15 protein-coding genes are annotated in these 19,175 nt (G+C 32.4%); 11 read left to right on the forward strand and 4 right to left on the reverse strand.

Annotated elements, in window-relative coordinates; translation table 11 throughout:
• Nucleotides 1-5: 5 nt before the first annotated feature.
• The 4 genes from CLAU_RS12500 (at nt 6) to CLAU_RS12515 (ending at nt 4,275) form a co-directional block, all read left to right on the forward strand.
• Nucleotides 6-1,718, forward strand: coding sequence for a methyl-accepting chemotaxis protein (locus CLAU_RS12500; RefSeq protein ID WP_023162687.1), 1,713 nt, complete (start codon nt 6-8; stop codon nt 1,716-1,718).
• 314 nt (nt 1,719-2,032) lie between these two features.
• Nucleotides 2,033-2,977: a sensor histidine kinase gene (locus CLAU_RS12505; protein WP_023162688.1), complete on the forward strand. Its 945-nt coding sequence runs from the start codon at nt 2,033-2,035 to the stop codon at nt 2,975-2,977.
• 83 nt (nt 2,978-3,060) lie between these two features.
• Nucleotides 3,061-3,933 (forward strand): tRNA 2-thiocytidine biosynthesis TtcA family protein, encoded by an 873-nt coding sequence (locus CLAU_RS12510; RefSeq protein WP_029170187.1) that lies wholly within the window; start codon nt 3,061-3,063, stop codon nt 3,931-3,933.
• A gap of 72 nt (nt 3,934-4,005) precedes the next feature.
• On the forward strand, nt 4,006-4,275 hold the full coding sequence (locus CLAU_RS12515) for a hypothetical protein (RefSeq protein ID WP_023162690.1): 270 nt from the start codon (nt 4,006-4,008) through the stop codon (nt 4,273-4,275).
• 72 nt (nt 4,276-4,347) lie between these two features.
• Here the strand turns inward: CLAU_RS12515 and CLAU_RS12520 are convergent, their stop codons facing one another.
• Both CLAU_RS12520 and CLAU_RS12525 read right to left on the reverse strand, forming a co-directional pair.
• Nucleotides 4,348-4,728, reverse strand: a complete 381-nt coding sequence (locus CLAU_RS12520) for a hypothetical protein (protein WP_023162691.1) — start codon at nt 4,726-4,728, stop codon at nt 4,348-4,350.
• A gap of 26 nt (nt 4,729-4,754) precedes the next feature.
• Nucleotides 4,755-5,195, reverse strand: coding sequence for a cell wall hydrolase (locus tag CLAU_RS12525; RefSeq protein ID WP_023162692.1), 441 nt, complete (start codon nt 5,193-5,195; stop codon nt 4,755-4,757).
• Nucleotides 5,196-5,400: 205 nt separating this feature from the next.
• On the opposite strand from CLAU_RS12525, the gene CLAU_RS12530 reads away from it, so the two are divergent.
• Entirely contained in the window at nt 5,401-6,456 is a 1,056-nt protein-coding gene (locus tag CLAU_RS12530; RefSeq protein WP_023162693.1) for a cell wall-binding repeat-containing protein, read from the forward strand.
• Between the two features lie 172 nt (nt 6,457-6,628).
• On the opposite strand, the gene CLAU_RS12535 is transcribed toward CLAU_RS12530, so the two are convergent.
• On the reverse strand, nt 6,629-6,859 hold the full coding sequence (locus CLAU_RS12535; protein ID WP_023162694.1) for a type II toxin-antitoxin system MqsA family antitoxin: 231 nt from the start codon (nt 6,857-6,859) through the stop codon (nt 6,629-6,631).
• A 724-nt stretch (nt 6,860-7,583) separates the two neighbouring features.
• On the opposite strand from CLAU_RS12535, the gene CLAU_RS12540 reads away from it, so the two are divergent.
• The 6 genes from CLAU_RS12540 (at nt 7,584) to CLAU_RS12565 (ending at nt 18,364) form a co-directional block, all read left to right on the forward strand.
• Nucleotides 7,584-11,147 carry a cell wall-binding repeat-containing protein gene (locus CLAU_RS12540; RefSeq protein WP_023162695.1) on the forward strand — a complete coding sequence of 1,188 codons (3,564 nt, stop codon included), beginning with the start codon at nt 7,584-7,586 and terminating at the stop codon, nt 11,145-11,147.
• Nucleotides 11,148-11,779: 632 nt separating this feature from the next.
• Nucleotides 11,780-15,091: a cell wall-binding repeat-containing protein gene (locus CLAU_RS12545; protein WP_023162696.1), complete on the forward strand. Its 3,312-nt coding sequence runs from the start codon at nt 11,780-11,782 to the stop codon at nt 15,089-15,091.
• A gap of 750 nt (nt 15,092-15,841) precedes the next feature.
• On the forward strand, nt 15,842-16,498 hold the full coding sequence (locus CLAU_RS12550; RefSeq protein WP_023162697.1) for an ABC transporter ATP-binding protein: 657 nt from the start codon (nt 15,842-15,844) through the stop codon (nt 16,496-16,498).
• The gene (locus CLAU_RS12555) at nt 16,495-17,256 is read left to right on the forward strand and encodes an ABC transporter permease (RefSeq protein ID WP_023162698.1); all 762 of its coding nucleotides are present in this window, start codon (nt 16,495-16,497) and stop codon (nt 17,254-17,256) included. Before CLAU_RS12550 ends, CLAU_RS12555 begins: the two co-directional genes overlap by 4 nt.
• A 151-nt stretch (nt 17,257-17,407) precedes the next feature.
• Nucleotides 17,408-17,956 (forward strand): transposase, encoded by a 549-nt coding sequence (locus CLAU_RS12560; protein WP_023162699.1) that lies wholly within the window; start codon nt 17,408-17,410, stop codon nt 17,954-17,956.
• A 147-nt stretch (nt 17,957-18,103) separates the two neighbouring features.
• Nucleotides 18,104-18,364 (forward strand): hypothetical protein, encoded by a 261-nt coding sequence (locus CLAU_RS12565; protein ID WP_023162700.1) that lies wholly within the window; start codon nt 18,104-18,106, stop codon nt 18,362-18,364.
• A 100-nt stretch (nt 18,365-18,464) separates the two neighbouring features.
• Here the strand turns inward: CLAU_RS12565 and safA are convergent, their stop codons facing one another.
• A complete protein-coding gene (gene safA / locus CLAU_RS12570; RefSeq protein WP_023162701.1) occupies nt 18,465-19,076 on the reverse strand; it encodes a SafA/ExsA family spore coat assembly protein in 612 nt (203 codons plus the stop codon).
• Nucleotides 19,077-19,175 lie beyond the last annotated feature (99 nt).

Consider the following 19,175-nt stretch of genomic DNA (forward strand, 5'->3'; position numbering starts at 1 on the left):
ATTATATGAAATGGTTTTCGAACATAAAAATTCTAAAAAAACTGCTGACATCATTTATTATAGTATCAGTGCTTACAGGAATAGTTGGAATGATCTCTATTATCAAGATGGGAAAAATAAATGGAAATTTGAACAATATATATAATGTAGATTTAAAGGGGACAAACGACCTTCAACAATTAAAGACAAATTTAATGGCAATTAGAGGTGATATGCTTATAATTACTGATCCCGCAAATAAGAGTGACTTAAAAGTTGTAACAAATGAAATTAGTAGTTTAAAAGATAAAAATAATAAAATAATATCAGATTATAAAGCTACTATCAAAAGTGATGAAGATAAGCAGCTGTTTGCACAATTTGAACAAAATTTAGAAAGTTGGAGAAATTCTCGTGAAAATGTTATTAGTTTAGTTCAGCAGGGAAATTATGAAGCTGCAAAAGAGCAATTTGTTAAGTCTGAAGCTTATAGGGTAAAGATGTTTACAGCACTTGATAAAGACATAGATTTAAACATGAAAACCGCTGAAGCCGATTATAAGGACAGTATAAGCCAGTATAAGTCTTCCTTTAATATTATGGTTATTGGAATAATTATAAGTATAGTTTGTTCTATTTTACTTGGGCTTATTGTTGCAAAAGATATTAATAACCCAATTTTAAAAATTAAAAAATTTGCAAATGAATTTGCTGAATTTGATTTTTCTTCACCTATAGAAATGTCTAGAGAAGATGAATTGGGAGAAGCTGCCTTAGCACTTAACAAAGGTCAAAAGAATATAACTGATTTAATTAGAACAATTATGGCAAGCTCTGATGAAATGAGCAGTTCTAGTGAAGAATTATCTGCAACTGCAGAAGAGCTTTCAGCGAAGTCTGAAGATATGGATAATTCAGTGAAAGTTGTAGTAAGCAATGTAGAGGAAACAAGTGCGGCATTTGAAGAGATAACTGCATCTGTAGAAGAAGTAGATTCGAGTGTAAATGAATTGTCTGCAAAAGCTGTAGATGGAAGTGGTAAAGCCAATGAATCCAAAAAAAATGCTATTGCTGTACAAAGTAAAGGAAAAACAGCTATAGAAACAACACAGAAATTATATGAGCAAAAAAGAGAGAATATGATAAAAGCTATTGAAGACGGAAAAGTAGTAGAAGAAATAAGAGAGATGGCGGAAACTATTGCAGGAATAGCTGATCAAACTAATTTACTTGCACTTAATGCAGCCATAGAGGCAGCCAGTGCAGGTGAGCATGGAAAAGGTTTTGCAGTAGTGGCAGAAGAAGTAAGAGAACTTGCAGAACAATCTGCAGAATCAGTTGCAGGTATTCAAGAAACTATTGTAAAAGTACAGGATGCATTTAAAAACCTTTCTGAAAGTGGCCAGCAGGTACTGGCATTTATCAATGAAAAGGTAAATCCAGAATTTAAAGCATTTGGTGATATGGGAAAGCAATATTATGATGATTCTGAATTTGTAAGTAAGATGTCGGAAGAAATAGCTGCGATGTCTGAGCAGCTCACTACCATTATAGGGCAGGTAAATGAAACGGCACAAAGTGTAGCATCTGGTGCACAAAGGTCTTCGGAAAGTTCAAATTCCATACAGCAGAGCATTGAGGAAAATGTAAAAGCTGTAACTCAGATAGCTACTACAGCACAAAATCAAGCGGAGATAGCTCAGAACTTAAACGAATTAGTTCAGAAATTTAAAATTTAAATGCAAAAAGAAGTCAGTTCTACTTCAAAAGAGGTGGAGCTGATTTTATTTATAAATAATTTACTTATTTTTCATTTATGTAAAATTAATACATAAAAAATAAAAAATTACATAAATTTTCCGATTAAGTTATTTCTTTTTAATTTTATAGGTGATATAATTAGCATAAATGGTATTTTTTCTACTATAATTAAAAATAGTCTCTCATAAACGTTCATATAGTACAATAATTGTTAATATAATTTATATATACATTTAGCAAATTTAGTGTAATAAAATGGGATTATTAATGATATGGAAATGGGTGGAGATTTATGAAGAATTTTAATAAAGACGATGGAATTAATGAAAATGAGCTAAAAAATTTAATTATGATGAACTATACTCTAAGCTTGGAAAGAGAAATAGAGGAACTTAAAAATGATGCAAAAAAAAATAGTGAGAAATTAAATGAAGGTCAGGAACTCAATAAAAAAATTTTGCAGTTTATATATGGCTTATTTCATGAACTTAAGACACCTTTAAATGTTATTTTTTCTGCAGCACAGGTAATGTCATTGTGTACGGAATATAAAAATGAAGAAACTTTAGAGAAGCAGAGTCAGTATCTTAAAATAATCAAGCAAAATTGTTATAGACTTATGCGGCTTATAAATAACTTACAGGATTTAAGCAAATTGGATTCAGGATTTGTCAAATTGGAGTTGCACAACAGAAATATTGTAAGTTTTGTTGAAGATATTACGTTATCTTTAATTCCTTATGTTAAAGGAAAAGGCATAAATTTGATTTTCGATACCAATGTAGAAGAGAAGATTATGGCTTTAGATTACAATAAAATGGAGAGAATTGTTCTAAATTTGCTTTCAAATGCAATTAAATTTACACCTGAAAAAGGAACTATATGTATAGGGGTTGAAGATAAAGACGATAATGTATATATAAGTGTCAAAGATACAGGTATAGGAATACCTGAGGACAAGTTTAAATTTATATTTGAGAAATTCAAGCAGTGTGATAAATCACCCGTAAATGGCAAAGTGGGAAATGGTATAGGACTTTATCTTGTAAAATGTTTCGCTGAGATGCACGGAGGTAAAGTTAGTGTAAAAAGTACTGTAGGACAGGGAAGTACATTTACTGTAAAGCTTCCTGTTAAAGTTATAGAAGAAAAATTCAATAAAGTAATTTGCAGTGAAAATATGGATGAACAGCTCAGCATAGAGTTTTCAGATATATGTCCTAAAATTTCACAATGAGGCTTTTGATTCCACACTATAGAAATGTTTATTTTACAAAGTATAAATGTTATAATTGTTGTGGTAAAAAAGGCGGTGATAGTATGGATGAAATTGCAGGAACTGGATGTGACATATTAGTTCCTTTTAATGAAAGAAAGCCCTTAAAAGAGATAGAACATAGTATTACAAAAAGATATAGAAAACATATATGGTCTAAATTTGTAAGGGCAATAAGTGAGTTTAAACTGGTAGAAGAAGGAGATAAGGTTGCGGTAGCAGTGTCTGGTGGAAAAGACAGTTTGACTATGGCTAAATTGTTCCAGGAACTTCAAAAGCATTGGAAAGTAAATTTTGATTTAGAATTTATTGCTATGGACCCAGGATATCATGAAGATATAAAAAAGCTTTTAATTAGTAATTGTGAGTATTTAAATATTCCAGTGCACATTTTTGAGTCCGGCATATTTAATGTGGTAGATAATATTGCAAAAGATTATCCTTGTTATATGTGTGCAAAAATGCGTAGGGGGGCACTGTATTCTAAAGCAAAAGAACTTGGCTGCAATAAGCTTGCACTTGGACATCACTTTAATGACGTTATAGAAACAACTCTTTTAAATATATTTTATTCGGGAAGCTTTAAAACCATGATGCCAAAGCTAAGATCTCAAAATTATGAAGGAATAGAACTTATAAGACCTCTTTATTATGTAGAAGAATCTTACATTGAGCGTTTCATACAATCAAGTGGCATATGGCCTCTCAATTGTGCCTGTATGGTTGCAGCAAAAAGAATAGGAAACAAGCGTTATGAAATTAAGGATATGATAAAGAAGTTGAAAAAGGATTTTAATAAGGATATAGATAAATTAATTTTCCATGCCACTGAAAATGTAAATATAGATTCTATATTAGGTTGGGAAAAAGATGGAGAAAAACATTCATTTATAGAATCTTATGAAAAAAACAGTTAACAATTGAAACACGAAAATTAAAAAAATGTCAATTGTGAACTGTGAATTGTGAATTGATAAAGGGTGTGTCGAATGCTGAAAATATGGGGAAAGTTAGTTAAGCACAATAAAATAATAAAAGATGAAGTAGTTGTATCAGAGGACGGAGAAAATTATCAGGAAGATTTAAAAAGTTGTATTCTGGAATTGTGCAGAAAATTTGACATAGAAAAGCCTTACTGGCTTCCTGCTAACTTGGAAGAATATAATAGGAGAAGTAAGACGTCTTTTAATTCTGATAATTTTATAGATGAAGTTGAATTTGATAAATTTGAAATAGAAGAAATTGATGATGAAAAATAAAGAGATCCTATGAAAGGAACTCTTTATTTTTTACACTAAAAATTGCCAGTTATGAATTGTGTATTGAAGAAGCTAGTCAAAAATGGTCACAAATTTTACAGAATATATGTCTGCCAGCTCTCTTGTACTTGTCTCTTCATTTCTTATTATTATATAGCTAATTCCCACACTATCCAATATTCCAGTACGATCTTGGAGTGTTCCTGTACCCAAAAGGAAAGTTACTCTTACTCTTTTACCTATTTGGGTTTTTAAGTAACCTTGAGTGTAATTTGTGTCTTGTTGTACTGGAGAACCTGGAGCCATTTCAAAAGGATTAGGGGATGGCATTGGTGGATGAGATGGTATTGGCGTTTGGCGTATTTCATCACTGGAGTCAAATTCAGGCATTTCTGGTTCAGGTTCAGGAGTCATGGGCATAGTTCTAAAGTAATTGGGATAATTTGAAATCATTAAGATACCTCCATATTTATTAATAATCAAGTTTTAGCATATAGTTCTGTTGGATTATAAAAGCAGTGATTTGCTACTTTCACTTGAAAACTTCCTGTGCCAGTGTAAGGGAAAGTCCACGGACATGGGGCAAAGGGATTGAAGTACCAGAGAGAGTAGCCTATAGTAAATAATCTGTTACCTGCAAGTGCCCAGTCTGCTATGTCATAGTGTATTTGTTCAGGTACCATTGACCAGATATTTTGAGGATTGGGAACGCCCCCTATTTCAGTACGCATACAGTCAAATTGCCCTTTTTGATAAAGCACTTTTCTAAGGTCACCTTGACCTAGTCTCTGATATTCTCCATAGGGTACTCTAACTCTATTCATAATGGTAGTTGCCACTGCTTTCATACCATTTTCTCCTTCACCGCCTGCTTCACATTTTATAATTCTGGCCAGCAGTTCTCTATATGAAAATGCCATGATTTCACCTCGTATACTTTGCTTACAATATTAGTGTATTTAAAAAGATACTAAAAAGTTACAACCAGTATTTCGAAATAGTAATCTATTTGCAAAAAAAATTTATATTGTCTATAAAAAAAGCTGCTATTGTTATATAATTAATTTATATGTGTTAATAATTAATTTATATATGTTAATAATTAATTGAAGGAGAGGTAAACTAATGTTGAAAAAGAGAAGGTTTTTAAGCCCTATATTGACTGCCCTTGTATTATCAGTTACTTTAGGAGCTGCAAATGTACAAGCTGCTACAGTGAAAAGAACAGATGGTGGGGCTGGGGGAAGAATAGGCACAGCCAATCAAGTAGCTTTGGATTTGTTTAGTAAATCTCAAAATGTAATATTGGTAAATGGATACGGATATGCAGATGCAGTAAGTGCTACGCCTCTGGCAAAGCAGCTTAATGCCCCAATACTTTTAACTCATGGAGACGATTTAGAATCTGAAGTTGCTTCAACTATAAGTAGTTTGGGAGCAACAAAGGTATATATAGTTGGAGGTACAGGAGTTGTATCTACAGATATAGAGAACACTTTAAAAGATAAATATGACGTAGAACGTATATCTGGTGTTACAGACAGTACTAGAATGGGAACTAATGCGGAAGTTGCCAAAAAAGTTCTTAGTATGAGCAATCAGAAAAATGCAATACTGGTAAATGGACAGGATGGATATGCAGATTCACTTTCAGTAGCTTCAATTGCAGCTCAAAAGGGATATCCTGTATTGTTTGCATCTAAAACTCAAGTAGCACCTATAGTTAAAGATGTAATAACTTCCAAAGGATTAACTATACAAGCAGTAGGTGGAAGTGGAGTTTTACCGCAAGATGTAGTAGCTTCCGTAGGTGGAACTAAAGTTACAAGTGATGCAGATTGTTCCAATAGATTTGCTACAAACTTAGCTGTTTTGAATTACTTTAAAAATAATGGCGGTTTGGATTTCGGTACTATATATGTAGCAGCAGGTGGAGCAGCACAAGATCAATTTGCAGATGCACTTGTAGCATCCGCTGCAGCAGCAAAAACTGGTTCACCACTGGTTTTGACAGGCTCAGGAGCAGGGCAGGAACAGGTAATAAATGCCAACAGCTATATATTTGCAAATGCTAAGGATGACTCAAATGTAGTAATAGTTGGTGGAACATCATCTGTTTCCCAGGACATACAAAGTACCCTTCAAAGCACAGATGATTTGCAAATCATAGGAATAGAGTAAAAAAGAGCCTTTGGGCTCTTTTTTAGTTAAGAACAAAGAACAAAGAACAAAGTTCAAATATCAAATAATGATAATTTTCTTCCTAACGTCAGAAAATATTAAAATTATAGATTTTCTGAGGTACAAGGGAAATCATCTTTATCTGTTCTTTGCTATTTGAACTTTGAATTTTTTAAGCTGCTACTTCAGAATAGTTTACAACGAATATTTCAACTTTATTTTTCATAACTTCTTCAACTATTTTTTCTAATTTCAATGCTATATCATTTTCAATAAAATATTCTCCACATTGTTTACAAATGTTTGCTGGGACTCCTTTAATTATAATAATATGTCCATCCAAGTCTACAATATGATTAACTTTGCCTTGAACTAAATTTGACTTACATAAAACACAGTTCATATAATTACCTCTTTAATCTATTAACAATCATATCTTTAATATAGTCATTTTCTCATAAACATAATCATTTGTATAGTAAATGATTATGTTTATTTATATTTGAAATTTAAACTTTTTAGAAAATTTAATCCATGAAAGTTGTGAACTGTAAATTGTGAGCTGTGAATTGAAAAAAAGGATTTTTATAGATTGTGTAGAATAATATATAAGTGCTAGAAGTATAATTAAGCGAGATTATTAATTTCCATATATATAATAGGAATATATTTCCCATATAACCGTAAATTACTACGGTATAAAGTATGGAAAAACTAGAAATGATGTTGTATAATTGAATCATATCTTATTAATAGTAATTCATAAAGCCTTTATCATAAGCTGTAAACCATAGAAATTATGGATTTATTATGATATAATAGAGGATGAATTTGTTACTATTGTTATATAAGTATTAAAATTTTATGAAAAATCACGTAAGATTGCACAAAATTAGTAGAATGTGTAGTTTATATGTGGTATAATAAGGTCTGTTTCATAAATGTTGACCAAGCAGTATAAGTGTAAAGGAATGGGATTGTAAAAGAATGAATACATAATTGTAAAAATTACTTAAATAACACTTAACCGTATGGGAAGGCATTTTAAGAAAGTATATATTTAAAATATATATATATATATAAAGAATTTTAATTAAAATTCACTTAATCGAGGAGGGTATTACAATATGAGTAAGAAAAGTACAAAGGCACTTGCAAGTGCTACACTTATGTCCTTAGTGTTAACTACAGCTTTATCAGCAGGTCCTGTTAAAGCAGCACAAGGACCAGTAAACAGAGTAAGTGGCGGTGACAGATATGCAACAGCTGCAAAGGTTGCTACAACAAACTGGACAACTTCAGACAATGTTGTATTAGTATCAGGTGAAGGATATGCAGATGCAGTAAGTGCTTCCGCATTAGCTAAAAAATTAAATGCACCTATACTTTTAACTACAGGAAATACACTTAGTTCAGAAGCACAAAGTGCATTAAACACATTAAAACCAAAGAATGTATATGTTATTGGAGGAAATGCTTCAATTTCACAGAGCATAAGAGATGGACTTAAAGCCAACTATACTTTAAAAGAGTTAGGTGGACAAAACAGATATGAAACTAATGTAGCAGTAGCTAAAGAATTAGTTAGTTTAGGAGTTAGTGCTAGCGACGTTATGGTAGTTGGTGGACAAGGATTTGCAGATGCACTTTCCGTAGCACCAGTAGCAGCAGCAAAGGGACAAATCTTATTATTAGCAAATAATGATCAAGATGCATCTCAAGCAGCAATTAATTTTGTAAAAGACAACAATTCCAAAGTTACAGTTGTTGGAACTACAAATGTTATAAGCGATGCAATAAAGAATGCTTTTGGTTCAAACGTTACTAGAGTAGACGGTGGATCAAGCAGATTTGATACTAACTTAAAGGTATTAGATGCATTCAAGGCTGATTTAAAGGCTGACAAATTATATGTAGCAAACGCAAGCGCAGCAGATCCAGACAACCTTTATGCAGATGCATTAGTTGCTTCCGCATTAGCTGGAAAATATACTGCACCATTAGTATTAGTTGATAAAGATGGTACAGACGCAACTAATAAAGCTGTAGCTTATATTAAGGGTGAAAATGCAAAGGATATAGAAGTAATAGGTGGAACAGGAGTTGTTCCTGATTCAATAATTAATGAAATTACTGGTACTACTCCTTCTACTGATCCAGAAGTTAGTTCAATTAGTAATGTTGGATTAAATCAGATCAAGGTTGTATTTAATCAGGAAGTTGATTCTGATACAGCTGAAGATGTAACAAATTATAAAGTTGATGGATCAGCACTTACTACCCAAGATGTTAACTCTACTACTCCTAGTGATACTGATGCAACAGCAACATTACAGAGCGATAATAAGACAGTTTTAATAACTCTTGCTAAAAAGGAAAAACAAAATAGTAGTGTAGATGTAACAGTTAAAAAGGGAATACTTACTGCTGATAAGTCAGGTAATGTTCCAGAATTTACGCAGACTATAGCTTTTGCAGATACTACTGCTCCAACATTGAGTTCAGTATCAGCAAGAGGAAATAATAAATTAGATGTTGTATTCTCTGAACCTGTAAAAGTAAAGGCTACAAGTCAAAAGAATGCACTTCAACAAATAGCATCTAAACTTAAGATAAATGATAAAAATTTATCTTCTTTTGGAATTAATTATGAGACTAATACTGATACTTCACTTGAATATTCAGCATTAGATGACTCACTTAAAGCATCAACTGAAAGTGGATATTATTATACAGATGAAGTAGAAATATACTTTGATACAGCTCTTCCAACTGGAAATAATACTTTGAAGATTTCTGATGCTGATGATGATACTTTATCAGATGCTGCAGGATTCCCAATAGCAGATACAACTCAGGACTTTACAGTAGATACACTTACTTCTACACCTAAGATTACAAGCATAACAGCTGAAGATAGTGGAAAAGTATATGCTAATTTTGATAGACCAATGGATGCTAAAACAGCCGTTGAAATGGGTAATTATAAAATAAATGGTAAATCTATTACTACTGCACCTGAACTGAAAAAAGGAGATACTCAGGTAAAAATAAGTGGAGTAAGTGGTTTACTTAACAAGAATTCAAATACGATAAGTATTAGTGACAAAGTAGAAGATGCTTATGGCAATAAGGTTGCTGAGGATACTAATGAATCATTTACTTTAGATGAAGACACTACTAAACCTACAGTAACTTCTGTATCTGCTCTTGATGATACTACAATAAGAGTTAAATACAGCAAAGATGTAGATGCAAAGTATGCAACTAATGTATCCAACTATAAATTAAAAGATAGTGATGGTACCGATATAACATCAGCAATACCTTCTACAAATGGAATTACTGTTCCAGGTGAGACATCACCTGTTACAACAGATGTAGTTGATATACATTTGAATACAAAGCTAACAGATGCTAAGTATACTATAACAATTAAAAATATAGAAGATACTGCAACTACACCAAATGTAATGGATGATTATACTACTACATTTGATGGATCTTCTGATGTAAATGCTGAAGTAACAGGAGTTTATGCAGTAAATGATTCAAGTAATTTAGGTAGAAAAATTACTTTAGTATTTAATAAAGAAATGGATTCAAGTTCTCTTAATAATGTTTCTAACTATCAATTTAAAAATGAAAAGGGAGATACAAAAACACTTCCAAGCGGTTCTGATATTTCAATAAGCTCAGATAATAAGAGCGTAACTATTAAATTGCCAACTTCATATACTTATTATTATACTGTTAATAATGTTGTAGGAACTGGAGTTAATACTGCTATAACTTCTGAAGATAATCAGGTAACAGCTTTATATGCACAAGGAGTTAAAGATGTTAATGGCAATACACTTCAAGTTGGAAGTTATGGTGGTAATGTACAGGCAGCAGGTGATGGAGCAACAGTAAAACCTAATTCATTAAAAGTTTATTATGATAATGATGATTTGAAGGCAGATGTAAGCTTTACTGCTCCAATTGATGCAGATACAATGGATGCTTCAAAGTTTACATTAGGTGGACAACAAGCAGATTCTGCTAGCGTTGATGGAAGTAAAGTAACTCTTACTTTTAAGAGCAATAATGATGATACAAATAATGATGCAATAGATTTAACAAGCCTAACAAAAGTTAATACAATTAAGAAATTAGGTGCGAATGCAGCGTTAGCTATTACTGATGATAGCACTATAAAAGATGTAACAGGTGCTGCAGTTACAACTGGAGGAACTGTTACTCCATATTTCTATGATGCAGCTCCTAAAACAATTGTAACAAAGAATGCTAATGGTAATGTAACTGATTGGAGTGCAAAATTAGATTCAACTGCTGGAAGTGAAAATGTTAAAGTTAATGTCCAATTTGATACTCCAATTGAAGCTAGTAGTGTTCAGCCTGGTGATTTTACATTTAGTATAGGTGGAACTACAATTGATGCTGATGATGTTGATACTAGTCAGGCAGCTAATGGAATTGTTACATTTGTATTTGATAAAGTTAATAATCATACTGGATATAGTAAAATTGTTGCTGCTGGTGGAGTTGGTGCGACTCTTAAGATTACTCCTAAGGCATCTTCAACAATTACTACACCTAAAGACGGAAATGGAGATTATACTTCCTATGCACCTACGGATGATGATTTGAAGGGCATAACTGTTACAATTACTGCTTTAGGTAATTAAAATAAAAGTGCGAAACGTTACCTTATAAGCTTTAATTTAAAGGCCAAATAGGTGGAAATTTACAGGGAAAGGGCAAGTCTTTTCCCTGTATTTCTAACTACTCTATTAATTTGATAGATGAAATTTCTATTCAAAATTAACAGTTAAGAATTTTGTGCTTGAGTGAATACCCAAGACAGTTAAAAATAGTGATAGATAGAGTGGAACGTTTGATGCTGTATAAGAGGAGAGAGAAAAGTACAATCTTTCTTCTCCTATTTAAATTAGATGAACGGATAAAATTTGTACTAACATATCTAAAAATATCTTTAAGTCATAAAAATAATCAGGTCATATTCTGATTGAAAAATTAAATAATCAAATCAAAACTGAGAGTACCTTTTTAGGTACTCTTTTATTTTTTGGTGCCAGGCACCGCGAGGGAACAATAATATCCCACTTTAAGGTATTATGATGATTTTATTACCAATGGATTTGTCGAAGAACCATAAGGTAAAAAATATAAAACGTAGAGTTTTGTATGAATGTTTCACAAAATTTTGAGACGAACCATAAATAAAATCTATCATTAAGGTAAAAATGTATGGTACAATATTAATATATTGCTAAATAAGGTAGGAGGTAATAATTATATGAAAAGAAATGCTATAAAGGCAATAAGCACCACGGCTGTACTATCGCTGCTGCTTTCACCGGCACTTCCAGTTACTTCTGCTAAAGCGGCAGCAGGAGAAGTTACAAAATTGTCTGGAGCAGATTGTTACGAAACGGCAGCTGCGGTTGCTACACAAAATTGGACAAGTTCCGATAATGTAATACTTGTATCCAGTGAAGGGTATGCAGATGCTATAAGCGCAGTTGTGCTTTCAAAGCAGTTGAATGCACCCATACTTTTAACTGGAAAAGATAGCTTAAATACCACTACTAATGATGAAATAACTAAGCTGAAGCCAAAGAACATATATGTGATAGGTGGTAAAGGTGTAATATCTGAAGCTGTGCGAAATCAACTTAAAAATGAGAGCTATAATCTAATAGAATTATCAGGAAATACAAGGTATGAAACTAACCTTGCAGTAGCCAATCAGCTTATAAAACTCGGAGTGAGCGCGAACAACGTAATGATGGTTGGTGGTGAAGGCTTTCCAGATGCCTTGTCTGCAGCACCTGTGGCAGCTGTTAAAGATGAGATTCTTTTACTTGGAGTTAATAGTACTGAGGCTATGAGTCCTGTAATTGATTTTCTAAAAAGTAATAAATCTAAAGTTACTGTAATTGGTACAAATAATCTTATAAACGATGCTACTTATAAAAATATAGGGGCAGATCAGAGAATATCTGGAGGATCGGATAGATTTGCCACTAATTTAAATGTATTGAAAACTTTTAGCAGTGATTTAAAATCAGATAACATATATGTGGCAAATGCAGCAGGGGATAGATATACTGATGCTCTTATAGCTGCGTCTCTTGCAGGAATAAACTCCTCACCTCTTGTTATTATAGCTGGACAGAAAGATGCTCAAACAACAAATGCACTTGGCTATATTAAATCAAAGGCAAACTCTTCTACAAAGTTAAATGTAGTATCGGAAAATGGTGTAATGTCAGATAGCACTGTTTCTGATATCAAAAACGCAGCTCAAGGAATTGTTGGTGAGAGTGCTACTGTAAATTCTGTAACTGCAGTTGGACTTAATCAGATAAAAGTTGTGTTTAATACCAAAGTTGACAAGGATTCTGCTGAGAGAGCAGCAAATTATGAAATAGATGGTGGATATCTTGGATCGGTAGCTCAAACACAAGCTTCTGCACATCTTCAAGATGATGGTAGAACTGTTGTACTTACTTTTAGAAATCCATTTACGCAAGGAAAAAATGTTACTTTTAAAGTAAAAAACAATATACTTAGTGACGATTCATCATCTAGTATAACTGAATATGAAAAAGGAATTACATTTAAGGAAATAGGTTCTCCTTCTATTGAATCTGTAACTTCAGTTGGAGGAAATAAGCTGGAGGTTAGATTTTCAGAACCGATAAGAATGAATGAAAGTAATTTGACATCTATGAAGATAAATAGAAAAAGTATTACAAATTATGGATATAGTAAGTCTTATACTAAAATTATAAATGAGTGTGGAGATTGGGCAAGTGGAGTAGATATTTATTTTAATTCACCTCTTCCTATAGGTAATAATACATTTAGTATGCCGGATGGTACTTCAGAAAGTAAATTTGACAATGCTGCAAATATTCCAATTCAAAGTCAATCTAAGGATTTTAAAGTTGAGTCTGTATCAGGAACCCCACAGGTTGAAAGTGTTACCACAAATAATGCCGGCGTTATATATATAAAGTATGATAGGGCTATGGATACACAAACTGCACTTGAGTCATCAAACTATAAAATAAATGGAGATACTGTAGATGTAGATGATTCCTATGTTACTTTTGATTCCGGATCAGGAGACAGTATAGTAAAGATTAAAAATGTAGGAAGCATGCTTGATCAGGGAACAAATACAATTTTGGTTACTAATGATGTAGAAGATACCTTTGGAAACACAGTATCTCAAACAAGCAAGACACTTTATTATGGGAGTGACAGCAATAAGCCTACAGTCACATCTGCAAATATCTTGGATTCAGAAACTATAAGGGTTAAGTTTAGTAAAGATGTTATAAGAAGTTCTGCTACAAATACTGGAAACTATACTATTGTTGATTCTGATGGAAATGATATAAGTTATAAACTAAAAAATATAAATACTATAACTGTAGATGGTAACAATAATAGACTGTTCGATCTTAAATTTGATGAAGATTCGTTAAATGGATCAAAATATACTTTGACCGTAAAAAATATAATAGATACTGAAGCAAAGCCAAATTTGATAGATACTTATACTGCAACTCTATCCGGTACAGATGATGAAGGTGTAAAGGTTGCAGACATAGTAAAAAGGGCTGATGATGAACAAGCTGTTACTGTATTTTTCAATAAAACTATGGATGAAGATTCTATATCTAATAAGTCAAACTATTTATTTAGAGATGGAACAGGAGATGTGAAAAATCTTCCTGGGGGAGCAACCGTAACACCTGCTTCTGATGACAAAAGTGCAACTATTGAATTTCCTTCAAACTATACTATAGGAAATGGAACTACTGCTGGAAGTGTGCTTCAAATAGGAGTTCAGAACGTAGTTGATAAGAATGGAAAATCTCTTAGCTTAGGATATATAGGAGATATAAATACAGCTAGTGATAATGGACCTGCAATTATATCTGGTACAGCGGATATGTCCTTCAGCGGTGATGACATAATTGTTAAAGTATCTCTTTCTTCAGCACTTGATACGCTTGACATGAATGATTTCAGGGTTGATGGTTGCAAACCGGATAGTGTGACTACAAGTGGTAATACTGTAATTCTAATATATAAGTCAGGTGTAAAAAATAATGAAAAAATAGATGATATAAAAAATTGTGGTGAAAGTACAAATTTAAGCGTTGTAAATACAGGTTCGCTTGATGCTGCTGGCCGTACTATAAGAACTGGTTCTACTAAGGTTTATATACCTCCTGTAACAAAGTCAGATGACTTTGAAGCAATTAGTCAGTCAAATGCAGATACGATAAATGTAGTATTTAATCAGGATATAGATACTGCTATACAGAACCGATATGGTGATGATTTTATATTTACAGATGTAACTACAGGTAAGACACTAACTCCAAATGCTATAAGTGTAGATGATAAAACTGTAATTTATAGATTTAGTTCATCTTCTTTCAATAAAGGTGATTTAATTAAAATAGCTGCAAATAGAGATTCATTAGCTATAAGTATAAGAAGTGAAAAACATGATAATGCTGCGTATACTATGTATTCACCTTCAAGTGATGACTTAGATGGATATACTATTACTGCAAAATAAATAGAGGTGACAGGCACCTCTAGGGACAGAAATGTTCCCAATACAGTGACAGGCACTTGGTGGGGTATTTTATACCCCATCAAGTGCCTGTCACCTTTGTTTAAAAAGCAATTGTTTAATATGATTTTATAAATTGCTGTGTCCAATAACAAGTTCCATTGGAGCTTTTAGCAAGGCCAACCCTTATTTGATTCAAACTTGGATTTAAAATATTTACACTATGTCATGGAGAGTTCATCCAGGAATTCATTACCTCCTGGGTAGTCCTTTGTCCCACGGCAATATTTTTATCAGCTGCAGTAAATTTTATGCCGAAGTTTTGCATTATGGTAAAAGGTGAACCGTAGGTAGGAGATGTGTGATCAAAGTATCATTCTTGTTCATGTCTTGAAATTTATATATGGCCACTCTTGATAGTTCCCAATTTGCCCTAAATGGCTGATCTTGCACTTATCCTTGCTTGATTTAACAGTTTTACAATTTCATTTTCCATTGTTTTTATATCTATATTTGGAATAAATATCTTTTGCCCCGGATTATCATTGAAGTATTTGTAATGTCTAGTTTAACAGCTATGAGTTCATTTATTCCCACTTTAATGTTTGTTCCACATTTCATGAAAAAGTATTATATGGATAAAAACATAATAATATGATAAACTTTAACTAAAACTAAGTAAAAAATATCTGGAGTATATGTTGATTTTTGATTAGAACTCCATTAGATTTATATTAGAAAAAAGGTGTTATAATGACGTTACTTAAATTTGAAAATGTAACATATGTTAAAGATAATAATACTATACTAAAAGATATATCAGTAGATGTAGAAAAAGGGGATTTTATTTCTATCGTAGGACCTTCTGGCAGCGGAAAGAGTACATTTTTGAAGTTGTGTTCCTATCTCATAAGTCCTACTGAAGGAGACATATTTTATAAAAATACAAGCTATAAGGAATATGATCCAATAAAATGGAGACAATGCATAGCGTATTGTTTTCAAACCCCCTATCTTTTTGGGGATACTGTTATGGATAATCTAAAATTCCCCTATTCAATAAGAAATTCTAAATTTGATTTGAGCAAGGTGGAACAGCTTTTTACAGATTTTAAACTTAGCGAAGATTATTTAAAAAGGGAAGTAAGAGATCTTTCTGGTGGAGAAAAACAAAGAATAGCACTTATAAGGACATTGTTATTTAAACCAGATATACTTTTATTGGACGAGGTTACATCAGCACTGGATGTAGACAATACCTTGATTGTTGAAGGTGTGATTGAATCTTTAAACGAAAAGGGTATTACGATTTTGTGGGTAACTCATAATCCTAAGCAGAGTAAAAAGTATGCAAATAAAGTATTGACTATAGAAAATGGCAGAGCAAAGTCTTTGGAGGTGTTAAAATGAATGGCGGAGTAAATATGGATATTTATTCACTTTTAATGTCTTCAGTACTTGTACTTATTTCTCTTTTATTTTCATATTCTCAGAAGTTGAAGCTTGAAAAAGAAACAATAATTGGTGTAATAAGGGCTGTAATTCAACTTAGTGTAGTAGGATATTTGTTAAATTACATATTTGGTTTAAAAAATCCTTTATTTACCTCATTTTTGTTGATATTTATGATTTTTAACGCTTCCTATAATTCTGCAAAGAGAAGCAAAAAATTTAAAAATGGCTTGTGGATATCGTTTATATCCATATCAATAGGGACTGTTATTACATTATCCATTCTTTTGTTTTCAAAGGCTATTAAATATGAACCCTATCAAATAATACCTGTAGGTGGAATGATAATAAGTAATGCAATGGTAGCTCTAGGTTTATGTTTCAATCAAATGAACTCGAATTTTAAAAACAAAAGAGAAGAAGTGGAGACAAAACTATCTCTTGGAGCAGATATTTTACCATCCTCCATGGAAATAATAAGAAGTTCTATTAAGACAGGAATGCTTCCCACAATAGATTCTATGAAAACTCTTGGAATTGTGTCCTTGCCAGGCATGATGACGGGACTTATTTTGGCGGGAACTTCACCGGTTAACGCTGTTAGGTATCAAATAATGGTTACATTTATGCTGCTCTCTACTACATCTATAGCGTCTTTTATAGCTTGTTACTTGTATTATACTGCTTTTTTTAATGAAAAAAAGCAGCTAATCTAAAAGGTGTCTGTCACTGAGTGGGATATAAATGTTCCAATACGGTGACAGGCACCTAATGGGATGAAAAATGCCCTAAGTGACAGGCACCTTGTTTAAAACACAGTAATTTGGTTATAATCACAGAAAAATAATTTATCTGTGAGGTATAAAAATGCCAAGAAAAAATAGATTATGGCGTGAAGGCTCAATTTTACATATTACAGTTAGAGGAAACAGAAAGGAAGCCATATTTAAAAGTGTAGAAGATTATTGTGTTTATCTTAGAAATTTACAGCATGCTATAAAATTTTATAACAACGAATTTCAAATATTAAGTTACTGTCTCATGACTAATCACATTCATCTTCAAATTGAAACAAAAAGTGTTCATATAAAAAAATTAATGGGAAAAATAAATACTTTTTATGCTAAGTATTTTAATAATAAATATGATTATCATGGGCACCTTTTTCAGGGACGGTATGGTTCTCAAATAATAGATAGTGACAGCTATATTTTAGAAGCAAGTAGATACATAAGTTTAAATCCAGTGAGGGCTAACATAGTTAAAAAACCAGAAGATTATGAATGGAGCAGTTATCCTATGTTAATAGGTAAAAGAAAAGAAAAACTAATTAATTCAGATAGAATACTTTCTTATTTCATACAGAGCAGAAAGAGAGAACTATATAGAATGTATGTGGAGAGTGCAATAAGGTGACAGGCACTTTGGTGGACTATAAATATCCCGCTAGGGTGACAGGTACCAGTCAGAGATGGCTGCATAAACTGCCATATTTTAGAGATTGAAATATAAAATTATAGATGCTATAATGTAAAAACAGTATCTTTATTGGTGGTGAAAAATTTGGATAAGGAAACAAATCACATATTTCAACTTGCTTTGCAAAAATTAGATAACATTGAAAAAAGATTTGACAACGTGGAAAAAAGACTTGGCAACATGGAAAAAAGACAAGATGAGATATATAATGTAGTAAAAGCAATAGAACACAGCAATAATGTAAGAAAAGCTGAGATAGATAATTTAACTCATAAAGTAGCACACATAGAAGGTACAGTTAATGGAGTTGGAGAACTAATTGAAAATAGAAGATCAATTAAATAATTGTGTGAATTTAGGAGGGGGTAACCTCCTTTTTTGTGCTTTGGTGCCTGTCACTGAGTGGAATATAAATGTTCCAATACGGTGACAGTCACCTTATTGCTTAATAGGACTTTATAAATTGCTGGGTCCAATAGCAAGTTCCATTAGAATTTTTAGCGAGACCAACTCCTATTTGATTGAAACTTGGATTTAAAATATTGGCTCTATGTCCTGGAGAGTTCATCCAGGAATTCATTACCTCTTGTGCGGTTCTTTGTCCCATTGCAATATTTTCACCAGCGGCAGTAAATTTTATACCAAAATTTTGCATCATGGTAAAAGGTGAACCGTAGGTAGGAGATGTGTGATCAAAATATCCTTTGTTAGCCATATCTTGAGATTTGTATCTGGCCACTCTTGATAGTTCCCAATTTGATGTAAATGGTTGTAATCCTGCATTTACTCTTGCTTGGTTTACCAGCTTTATAACTTGATTTTCCGTTGTTTTTACATCTATATTTGGAATAGATATCTTCTGCCCTGGTATTATCATGGCAGGATTTGCAATCTGCGGATTGGCAGATATGAGTTCACTTATTCCCACTTGGTTTTTTACTGCAATTTTCCACATGGTATCTCCAGATACTACGGTGTAAGTTGATGATTGTGCATGAACTGCACCTGTGGACAAGACAAAACATAATGCTAAACTTGCTAAAAAGTTTTTTTTCAATGAAATCACCTCAGTATATTTTGTGACATATATAAAAATTTATCCCATGTGGTGCCTGGCACCGAGCGGGACATTTATTACCCCATTCGGTGCCAGGCA

The sequence above is a fragment of the Clostridium autoethanogenum DSM 10061 genome (assembly GCF_001484725.1).
Taxonomy (GTDB): domain Bacteria; phylum Bacillota; class Clostridia; order Clostridiales; family Clostridiaceae; genus Clostridium_B; species Clostridium_B ljungdahlii.